Genomic DNA, 10,725 nt, shown 5'->3' with positions numbered 1-10,725 from the left:
TCTTTTATTATAAACGGGTTTTCTTCCTGATGACATAGAAAAACCCGATTAAGGGGCACTTTTAATTTAGTGTCCATTAATCGGGTTATAGTTCATAAGTGGACAGCCCTTTTTTATGTGTAACAAAGAAATGTGAAAATCCTCTGTAGTTCGGTTCGGCCTTATGGTGTCTCGGAAATAATCCGGGAAATAGGGACAGTCCCCACATAAAGGTTACTTCTGTACACATAATAAGAGAAAAGAAAGGGGAGCGGGTTTTGAAAAGAGTGTTAGCTATGGGTATGCTGATGATTTCTTTTGCGGTATTAATTATTTGGAAGAATCAAAAGGCTGGACTGACTTTAGATTCGACTTGGTTTTTTATAACTAATTACTTTTTTAATTTAAGAAAAGAGGATTTTCTTTCGATTATAGCACTGATTTCAGCTTGGATTATTTATGAAATAAAAAGCAGGAAGCAGGAAAAGAGGATTTTCTTTCGATTATAGCACTGATTTCAGCTTGGATTATTTATGAAATAAAAAGCAGGAAGCAGGAAAAGCAGAACTAATACAGTCAATTTGGCTGTTTTGTTCTGCTTTTTTTGATCTTACTTTTAATAAGAGCGACCAGTAATAAGATTATTGGTATGGCCATTTGGAATGGCAAGTGGAGATAAATAGGTACAATTTTAAATCCTATTTCCAGATGAGTATTAAAGTTTGGAGCTATGAATACAGAAGTAAATATAATGAGTATTCCAAGCGGGTAAATCATTTTGTCAGGTTTCTTTAATTTAAATAAATCTCCTAATCCTAACACTGCACAATAAAAAAAGATAAATATTTTTACAAAGCCCAATATGACCAGGATAATCAGGATCAAGGAGTCCAGCCGCTGGATAAAATCACCTATTTCAACTAAACCGATCTCCGTCAAAACGGGAAATGTAGACCTCATTCTTGCATCCGTTCCTATGGCAGCAATATTCATCAATGTTCTAAAGGTTAAATATAATCCGCTGACTATAATTCCTAAGTACCCGAACCTTTTAGCTGTTTTATAGTCTTTTACCAAGGGGAGCAGCATCGTAAAAGCAACCATTTCGCCAAACGGCACAGAAATGGTAGATGGAAAGAGCGCTTTAATAACAGGAGACCATCCATTTTCAAGCAAAGGCAGAAGATTTTCCGGCTGCAGTAATTGAGCAGAGACTTCTAATAATAAAATTGGCAGGGCCGTAAACAGGAACAGAAATAAACATATTTGGCTTAACCTCGAAAACACCTCAAACCCTTTAAACATTACATAAATAATGGAAGCGATCATATAAAGTCCGAGGGTTAGGAGTGACGTGTTATGGTATTGGGAAATTACAAGCAGTTCCTCAAAGTCGCGCAGCACTCTCGCGGCTAGATAACTGAAATAAACGACATACCCGAAGCCTATAACCCATCCTAGATACTTTCCTAATATTTGCTGAGAGTAGGAGGTCAGGGGTAGATCAGGATATCTCTTGTGGAGGCCAAGATAAACCGAGAATAGGATGCATCCGCCTGCAATACCAAGTAAGATCGGAATCCATGCATCCTGTTTGGCTTCCTTTGCCATGCCAAAAAGAACTGCACTACCTAATTCAAAAAGAAATATCAGACAAAAGAATTGTAAACCGCCAATTTTGATTTTCGATTTCATCTTTTCACCGTTACTTTCTTATTTGTAAGGATAAGGTTCGACCCTCATACTGGTTCCGTGTAAAATGAAATTAACATGAATGCTTACCTTTGATTTTGCAAAAACATCATGCCAGCGGCTTTCATATTTTTTCCATTCCTCTGGATGCTGCCTATGTAAAATGTCTCCGAAGCCGAAAATATCACTCTTTTGCTTTTTTGCTTCATTAATTCCATCTTGGATATGTTTAGCGATATTTCCTGCTGTTTTCTTTTCATATTCATGCAAAACATCGTATTCCATGATTTTTCTGTTGCATAACATCTCGTCTACTATTCCTAATGCATCCACGTGTATGGTGATCTCCGGTTTTCCTGTGTTCATATGAACTTTAATTTTACTCTTGGAACTAGTAATACGAACAGAAGTATACCTGTGACCGCCACAGTTGATGCTTTCATTCGTTTGTCTCATCTGGTTATTTAGAAATAAGATAGACTTTGATTTTGTTCCGTCCAGCCAGCCCACTAGTTTGCCTTCCTTTATAATTCCCATGCCGCGCAGTTTTGTTTCTTTCGTGCCAGGCGGCTGAGTTGGGTTTTCTGAGGTTATAACAGAAATCCCTCCGATAGTCGGTTCTGTGCCTGTGCTGGTGAGCTGATTTATGATTTGATAAATTTCCGTTGCTTCATTTTCCCCTAGCATTTTGGAAGAATTTCTTACCTTTCCATTAATCGATTGAACCGGATGTTCTGTTGCTGGAATCACAGAAAGCACTTCTTTTGCGGATGTCCCGCGGGCAATTAAAGCAGGGATGTTTGCGCGGATATTTGCATCCCTTTCAAATACATCAAAAATATAATTTAAACTTTCAGCTTTTGCTAAATCATCTCCTATAACAACGATCCTGACATGCGAATAATCCGGCATTCTAGAGAACTTTTTGGATGCCTGGCGGGCAGCCTCACTTATTGTCCGGCCCTCCGCCGTATATAGAACGCTTCCTGTAGAACCTGCCCCTGCAGAACCGGTCCCGGCTGTGGAAGTTGGTGAGAAGGCCTGAAAAGTGATTTCATATCTTTTCTTTTCTTTTATCCAGTCAATTCCTAAGCCGGCAATGAAGACAGCATCTCTTAGCTCTCTATAATTAGAGCAGCCGCCAAGGAAATGGGTGAACATAAAAAGGACCAGTATTACTAAACATTTACGTTTCATTCTGACTGCCGCCCCTTTTTACACGAAATTTCTGTTCAGGCCGAGCAGGTTGTGGTCTTGTCCTCTGTTTTGGAAGAGGAAGGCGGATAAACACGTCCTTTTGCTCCAGCAGTTTAAAAGGAGTGATAGGGTCAAAGTATGGAAGTCCAAAACTGCGGAGAGAACATAGATGAGCTAGAATCATAAATGTTCCCAGCAATATTCCATACATTCCAATAAAAGAACCAAGCAGCAGCAAAAAAAATCTCAAGATCCTGGCAGCAATTGCGACGTTGAAAAACGGCATCGTAAAGTTAGCGATAGCAGTTAATGAAACAACAATAACGGTAGAAGCCGAAACAAATCCTGCTTCTACTGCAGCCTGCCCTAATATTAAAGCCCCGACTATGGACACTGTCTGGCCGACAGCTCTTGGCATCCGTACTCCTGCCTCCCTCAAGACCTCAAACACCAGCTCCATAATAAGGGCTTCCACTACAATGGGAAAAGGCACCCCTTCCCTCTGGCCGGCAAGGGTAATTAATAGAGTAGTCGGAATTAAGGCATGGTGATGAGTCATAATCGCTACATATAATCCGGGAATATATAAAGCGATAAAGAATGCGACAAAACGCAGAATCCTTATGAAAGAACCCATATAGTAATTCTGATAGTAATCTTCAGGTGACTGGAAAAATTGAATAAAAGTCGCAGGACCAATTAAGACATAAGGAGTTCCATAAACGAATATTGCAAATCTCCCTTCTAAGAGATTAGCAACAACCACATCCGGCCTTTCGGTGCTTATTAGAGTAGGGAATATACTGTTTTTACTGTCCTGTATAAATTCTTCAATATAGCTTGATTCCAGAATTGCATCGATTTTTATTTTTTTTATACGGCTTCGAACCTCTTGTAAAATGGAATCATTAGCAATTCCTTTTAGGTACATGAGTTCAATGTTAGTATGGGTTATCTCACCAGCATTTAAGGTTTCGATTCTTAGTTTAGGATTTGTAATCCGTGCTCGCACAAGCGAAGTATTCGTTCTTAAATCTTCAGTGAAGCTGTCTTTTGGTCCCCGAATGACAGTCTGGGATGTGGGCTCAGACAATCCCCTCTTATCAATCAACCTTGTGCTTGCAAGGAAAATTTGCTGAGTATGACTAAACAAAATGGCGGTATTTCCCTGCAAAATTGACTTAACCACCTTTTCCAAGTTGTTCATTTTTTCTAGTTTATTTACAGCTATCAACCTTCCAAGAACTTCTGCTGAATTTGGATTGTCCAGCTGTTCCCGAAGCTCTTGAAAATTCAGTTTGGATAGGGGTTCAATAACGCTGAAATCTACTTCTTTTTTGTCAGACATGCCGTCCATTCGAATCATAGCAATAGAGAAATCGCTTGAAGCATCAATGATTATTTTTCTTACATTTAGATCCGGGGGATTGCCCATGCAGTCTTTTATTAATTGGACATTCTTGTCTATTTCAAATGTAAGAGTTGTTTCGTCCTGCTTTCCGTTACTCGGCTTACTGGAGGATGAATCTATTGTAGTCTGAGTCTTCGTTTTTTTATTTTTAAAAAAGCTTGGCAAATCGCTGTCCCCCTTACCGAGTGAATTTCTAGCTATTAGTATTTTTCCATCAGTCCCTTTTTATGTATAAAAGGTTGGGAAAAGAAGGGAACGCACTGGTTGGGAAAAGTGAGACATCCCATGAAAAACAGGTTTGTAATTTTTTGGTTAGGGATAATATATGTATAAATGTTTCAAGGGAGGGCAAGGCATGTCAAACAATCAGAATAAAACAGCCGTGGTAACCGGAGGAGGATCCGGTATCGGTGCTGCAACAGCCATAAAGCTTGCAAAAGAAGGCTATCAGGTATGTCTTATTGATATAAAAGAGGATAAAGCTGCACAGGTTAAAGAGGAAATTGACAGAGCTGGCGGAGATGCCTTTGTGTTAGATGTGGATGTTTCAGATCCTGCAAGAGTGAGGGAAGCAATCAGCAAGGTTCATCAAAAATGGGGAAGAGTTGATGTTCTATTTGCCAATGCCGGTATTAATGGAACAGTAACATCGATAGAGGAAATGGATCCAGATGAATGGGACAGGACGATAACGACTAATTTAAGAAGCACCTTTTTATTTGTAAAGTACACAATCCCTCATATGAAACAAACCGGCGGCAGTATAATTATTACCAGCTCTATTAATGGAAACCGAACATTTAAAAACATTGGCATGTCTGCCTACAGCACCTCTAAAGCGGGACAGACTGCATTTATGAAAATGGCTGCTTTAGAGCTTGCTAGATATAAAATCAGGGTCAACGCAATCTGCCCTGGAGCGATCGCCACAAATATAGACCAAAATACGTTTACAGAAGACGATGTAAAAGAAGTGAAAATTCCTATTGAATATCCTGAAGGTAATCAGCCGCTCGAAAATGCACCAGGAAAACCCGAGCAGGTTGCAGATTTAGTATACTTTCTCGCAAGTGAACAATCCTCACATATTACGGGTACAGAAATCTATATTGATGGAGCAGAATCACTGCTATAAAAATTCAGACTGGCTGCGGCCAGTTTTTTTATGGCAAGCATAAAACAGATGGTGAGATAACATTCATGGGAGCTTAGCGGCTTAGGCTGCTAATCGCCGACAGCCTTAACATTCAGAGCTTTGCTAGAAGATTAAGTGTGATGGAAAAGAAGAGTATCCGAGGAATTCGGAGGAAGGTTTCGAATTCTTCAGAAAGCAGGAACTGCATGCGAGCAAGTAAAAGCTTCACTTTAGATTCGGAACCTCTTAAAAACAAGGTGATAACATACTGCAAGTAAAATGACCGGAAGCAGGTTCAAGTTCTGTTAAGGTGTGAAGTTTAGAACCTTTAGGCTGAGATTGCAGAACATGAAGATAGCAAAAGTGGTTCTGAAACATTAGCAGCATCTCGGAAGTTTCTAGCATCTATAAAGAAGCATAAGTTTTGAAATGTCAGCATTACTTCCAGAAGACAATCATTAGTTCCGAGGCATTCAAACATTAGCAGATCTTAATAAGAAGTTATCAGTAAAGGATAAGAGTACGTATCGAAAAGCCAGCATAACTCCCAGAATATTAGCATGGGCATCGAAAATTCGGCAAGACTTTCAGAGGCTAAGCATAATGCTTTGAAACATCAGCATAACTCTTATGAGACAATCATAAAGCGTAAAAGCTAAAACATAAACTTCCGAAGCATAATCATAAACCGTAAAAATATAAGAATAAAAAGAAAACGAGCTGTCTATTTTTATAGTAGGGATTATGGCAGGCTGAACGAATTTAGTCCCATCAGTTGTGAATAGTCTCCTTTATATATTGCTTTTAAAAAAAGGAACTATATATAGAAAAATTGCAGGCCTTGAATATAAAGGTAGTAAAGTTTTTCATAGCCGTGTTTCAGCCGAAATATGAATATATGTGTTTCTTAGAAAGCCCCAAATATTTATAACCCCAATTTTAAACAGAACAATACAGGGAATCGTCATTCTTAAATCATTATAAATAAATGCGTAACAGCCTTCAAAAATCCCTTATTTACTAAGCAGAATATAAGTTCTGTATAACAATCATATACTGATTTTCTGTCCAGGGCCTCGCTATTTTTCTATCGAAGCAGTCCGTTTTTCTATGATAAATCGGAGTTATTCCCGCCTTTCTGCTAAATAAAGACAAAATTTTTTCTATTTTATTAAAATACTAATTTAAAAATTCTGAATAATTTGTATAATAGTAGAGTAACCACTAATTGGGAGGGATTTTTTTGAAAGCGGTTAAATCGATAGTGATCTGGGGAATCATTTCTGCCCTGGGTGCAGTGGGATTCGGGGTTCTTGCTCTTAATAGGGGAGAATCTATTAACGCTATATGGCTGCTCGTAGCGGCTGTGAGCACCTATGCTGTAGCATACCGTTTTTACAGCAGATACATAGCAAATAAAGTATTTGAGCTGGATGATAACCGTAAAACTCCTTCAGAGCTCCATAATGATGGAAAAGATTATGTACCTACTAATAAGTGGGTTCTGTTTGGACATCATTTCGCTGCCATAGCTGGCGCAGGTCCTCTTGTTGGTCCAATTCTGGCAGCCCAGATGGGGTATCTGCCGGGAACAATCTGGATCGTAGCCGGTGTAGTTCTGGCCGGTGCTGTACAAGATTTCGTTATATTATTCGGCAGTATGAGAAGAAAAGGAAAATCTCTTGGCGAAATGATTAAAGAAGAAATTGGTCCGGTCACAGGTTTTATCTCTATGATCGGTATTTTGGGAATTATGATTATTTTATTAGCTGTTTTAGCTCTGGTAGTTGTAAAAGCGCTTATAGGAAGTCCTTGGGGGATGTTTACTATTGCGGCTACGATACCTATCGCTATATTTATGGGCATCTATATGCGCTATATCCGCCCGGGCAGAGTCGGCGAAGGATCCGTTATTGGAATCGTGCTGCTGCTGCTTTCGCTATACGGCGGGCAGTATGTAGCAGAGCATGAAACGCTTGCTGCCATGTTTACCTTCAAAGGCGAAACAATCGCTATCATGATGATTGGCTATGGCTTTATTGCTTCAGTACTTCCGGTCTGGCTGCTCTTGGCACCGAGGGATTACTTAAGCACATTCTTAAAAATAGGAACGATTGTTGGATTGGCCCTTGGGATCTTAATCGTAGCACCGGATTTACAGATGCCTGCAGTTACTAAGTTCATTGATGGAACAGGGCCGGTATTTGCCGGGAATATGTTCCCGTTCTTATTTATAACCATTGCATGTGGTGCAGTTTCCGGATTCCATGCCCTTGTTTCGTCCGGTACTACTCCAAAAATGATTGAGCGCGAATCTCACGCCCGTCCCATTGGGTATGGTGCTATGTTAACAGAATCATTTGTAGCGGTTATGGCCATGATTGCTGCTTGTGTCCTAACACCTGGCATTTATTTTGCAATCAATAGCCCGCCTGCAGCAATTGGCGTAGATGCAGCAGCAGCGGCTAAGACAGTAACCGATTGGGGCTTTACCATTACTCCCAATGATTTAACCTCGCTCGCTGATGATGTGGGAGAAGAAAGTATTATTTCAAGAACCGGCGGCGCTCCGACTTTGGCAATCGGTATGGCTTATTTGTTCTCAAATGTGATTGGAGGAAAGGCGCTAATGGCATTCTGGTACCATTTTGCCATCCTATTTGAGGCATTATTTATCTTAACGACCATTGATGCGGGAACCCGGGTTGGGCGCTTTATGATTCAGGATATTCTTGGGCATGCTTATAAGCCGCTCGCCAAAACAGATTCCTTAGTAGCAAACATTATTGCTACAACTTTATGTGTTCTTGGCTGGGGCTACTTCCTTTACCAGGGAGTAATAGATCCGCTCGGAGGAATCAATACATTATGGCCTCTGTTTGGAATCGCAAACCAAATGCTGGCTGGTATTGCGCTGCTTCTAGGTACTACTATTCTATTTAAAATGGGTAAGAAAGCGTATGTCTGGATTACTCTGATTCCGACCACTTGGCTGCTGATTGTTACCATGACTGCTGGATGGCAGAAGCTTTTCCATGAAAATCCTAAAATTGGATTTTTGGCGCATGGGAAAGTATTCAGTAATGCTTTGGATGAGGGGGAAATTCTTGCACCTGCTGCAAGCAAAGAACAAATGAAACAGGTTATTATGAATGATTATGTGGATGCAGGATTATGTGCGGTCTTCATGTTTGTGGTAATTGCCGTATTAATCTCAGCTGTAAGACTTTGGATTAAAGTTCTTACAAATAAGAATGTTACGCTTCACGAAGCGCCATATGTCCCAAGGGATCAGGGAGGCAATAAACAATATGCTGGCTAAATTAACCAAAGTTTTTAACTACCGAAAACAATTTATAAGTCTGCTTGTTGGCGTTCCCAGCTATGAAACATATGTAGAGCATATGAACTCAAATCATCCTGATCAAAAGATTCAGTCAAGAAAGGAATTTTTCCGTGAGGCCCAGGAAGCTAGATATAACGCAAAGGGCGGAAAGGTTTCCAGGTGCTGCTAGCAGCCCAATTTCATAAGTGATTTTAAAAAGCTGTTTTGGGAATCAGTCCTAAAACAGCTTTTTTTGTCTCCGCTCAGAAGCCTTCAAGTCTATCTACCCGCAGCTAACCTATTAACATGCCGGCAGCATTTCTATCAACACGGGCTTCCTCATAAAAAAAGGATACCGCTCGAATTTCAAAGCGATATCCTTTATCAAGTAAGTCTCTAAATAATTATACGAACAGTTAATGAGGAAAATAAAGCAGCTGTATGATAAACAATACAGCGAAAATATACACCAGAGGATGTACGTTTTTCCATTTTCCTTTTGCAATTTTCATAAGAGGATAAGAGATAAAGCCGAAAGCGATTCCGGTGGCTATGCTTGACGTCAACGGCATGGTTAATATAACGATGAAGGCTGGAAAAGCTTCATCAAAATCATCCCATTGAATATGTCTTACATTGCTTAACATTAGGGCACCTACGATTACAAGTGCAGGTGCAGTTAAAGCGGCTATTCCGGATACAGCACTAATTAAAGGACCGAAGAAAGCAGCTATTGCAAAAAGAACGGCTACAAATACGGTGGTCAGTCCTGTGCGTCCTCCTGCTGCAACACCGGATGCTGATTCGATGTATGCTGATGTCGGTGTAGTTCCAAACATTGATCCAAATAGAGTTCCCACAGAATCGGCAATCAGTGTTCTTCCTGCCCTGGGAAGCTTATTTCCTTTCATTAATCCAGCCTGTTTGCTTACCCCTAGAACCGTACCAGTTGTATCAAAGATCGTAACAAGAATTATTGAAAAGATGGCCGGGTAGAGGCTGTATTCTATAACATCTCTCATGGCACTGACTGGATTTATGACGATAAGTCCTTCTGGAAGAGAAGGGAGGGAGACGATGCCTTTGCTGAATGAAAGCTGCCCTGTAAGACTCGCGATTATTCCGGTAATAACGATTCCTATGAACAGCGCACCGGGAACTTTCATGGTGATAAGCACTAGAGTAATGGCTAGTCCAATTAAAGCCAGTACAACTTCGGGAGAGTGCAAATCACCGAGTCCTACAAGATTTGAAGGGTGAGCTTTAATTATTCCGGTCAAACGGAGCCCAATAAAAGCAATAAAAAGCCCAATGCCTGATGTGATGGCGTGCTTTAGATTTTCAGGAATCACTTCAATGAGCAAGCTCCTAAGTTTTGTAAAGGAAAGGATTAAGAACAAAATTCCTGTGATAAATAAAGCTGAAAAAGCCTCATGATAACCTACGCCGTTGTTTGCCTGGATTACAGTGTAAGCAAAATAAACGTTGGTTCCCATGGCAGGTGCAACCGCTATAGGATAATTGGCTGCTAGTGCCATAAAAAGAGTCCCAATGACAGTGGCAATAATGGTAGCAGTAAATCCTTGCTCAAATGGTACTCCAACATCGGATAAAATAAGAGGGTTTACGACGATTATGTAAGCCATTGTGAAAAATGTTGTCAGACCGGCTGTAAATTCGGTTCTAACTGAAGTTTGCTGTTTTTGTAAATCAAACATAAATGAATTCTCCTCATAGTTGAGTTGGCTATCTTGCTAGAATAACCCAATTATATAGAATAACAGTTGATGGATGTTATTTCAACCAATCGTTTCGAAGATATAGCATGCCTTGTTACATTAGCCTTTGGTAGCCTATCCGGGAGATTAAACAGCCAGCATATTATATATATATAATCTTTTCCAATATTATATTGTTTAACAAAACTATTTATTCTTGGTATTCTAAGAACGGATATTGAATTTTCAAACTTTGTAGAAAGTTTAA

At 39.9% G+C, this 10,725-nt stretch carries 8 protein-coding genes; 4 read left to right on the top strand and 4 right to left on the bottom strand.

Going from position 1 to position 10,725, the window contains the following annotated elements; genetic code table 11:
• The first annotated feature begins 257 nt into the window (after positions 1-257).
• A complete protein-coding gene (locus tag JOC77_RS15140) occupies positions 258-488 on the top strand; it encodes a hypothetical protein (protein WP_204544624.1) in 231 nt (76 codons plus the stop codon).
• A gap of 67 nt (positions 489-555) precedes the next feature.
• Here the strand turns inward: JOC77_RS15140 and JOC77_RS15135 are convergent, their stop codons facing one another.
• From JOC77_RS15135 to JOC77_RS15125, 3 genes are read right to left on the bottom strand one after another with little or no spacing between them, the layout of a single operon-like run.
• Entirely contained in the window at positions 556-1,674 is a 1,119-nt protein-coding gene (locus JOC77_RS15135; protein ID WP_204544622.1) for a GerAB/ArcD/ProY family transporter, read from the bottom strand.
• Between the two features lie 18 nt (positions 1,675-1,692).
• A complete protein-coding gene (locus JOC77_RS15130; RefSeq protein ID WP_204544620.1) occupies positions 1,693-2,868 on the bottom strand; it encodes a Ger(x)C family spore germination protein in 1,176 nt (391 codons plus the stop codon).
• On the bottom strand, positions 2,858-4,444 hold the full coding sequence (locus tag JOC77_RS15125) for a spore germination protein (protein ID WP_204544617.1): 1,587 nt from the start codon (positions 4,442-4,444) through the stop codon (positions 2,858-2,860). Before JOC77_RS15125 ends, JOC77_RS15130 begins: the two co-directional genes overlap by 11 nt.
• A gap of 190 nt (positions 4,445-4,634) precedes the next feature.
• Here JOC77_RS15125 and JOC77_RS15120 point away from each other — a divergent pair, with 190 nt between their 5' ends.
• The 3 genes from JOC77_RS15120 to JOC77_RS15110 all read left to right on the top strand — a co-directional run bounded on the left by JOC77_RS15120 (position 4,635) and on the right by JOC77_RS15110 (position 8,929).
• A complete protein-coding gene (locus JOC77_RS15120; RefSeq protein WP_204544615.1) occupies positions 4,635-5,414 on the top strand; it encodes an SDR family oxidoreductase in 780 nt (259 codons plus the stop codon).
• Positions 5,415-6,657: 1,243 nt separating this feature from the next.
• A complete protein-coding gene (locus JOC77_RS15115; protein WP_204544613.1) occupies positions 6,658-8,736 on the top strand; it encodes a carbon starvation CstA family protein in 2,079 nt (692 codons plus the stop codon).
• Positions 8,726-8,929: a YbdD/YjiX family protein gene (locus JOC77_RS15110; protein ID WP_204544611.1), complete on the top strand. Its 204-nt coding sequence runs from the start codon at positions 8,726-8,728 to the stop codon at positions 8,927-8,929. The genes JOC77_RS15115 and JOC77_RS15110 overlap by 11 nt, the downstream gene beginning before the upstream one ends.
• A 226-nt stretch (positions 8,930-9,155) precedes the next feature.
• Here the strand turns inward: JOC77_RS15110 and JOC77_RS15105 are convergent, their stop codons facing one another.
• The gene (locus JOC77_RS15105; protein WP_204544609.1) at positions 9,156-10,457 is read right to left on the bottom strand and encodes an NCS2 family permease; all 1,302 of its coding nucleotides are present in this window, start codon (positions 10,455-10,457) and stop codon (positions 9,156-9,158) included.
• Between the last annotated feature and the right edge of the window lie 268 nt (positions 10,458-10,725).

The organism is Peribacillus deserti, assembly GCF_016909175.1.
Taxonomy (GTDB): Bacteria; Bacillota; Bacilli; order Bacillales; family DSM-1321; genus Paraperibacillus; species Paraperibacillus deserti.
Note: the sequence above shows the minus strand (reverse complement) of the source record. Positions and strands in the feature narration are given on the sequence as shown.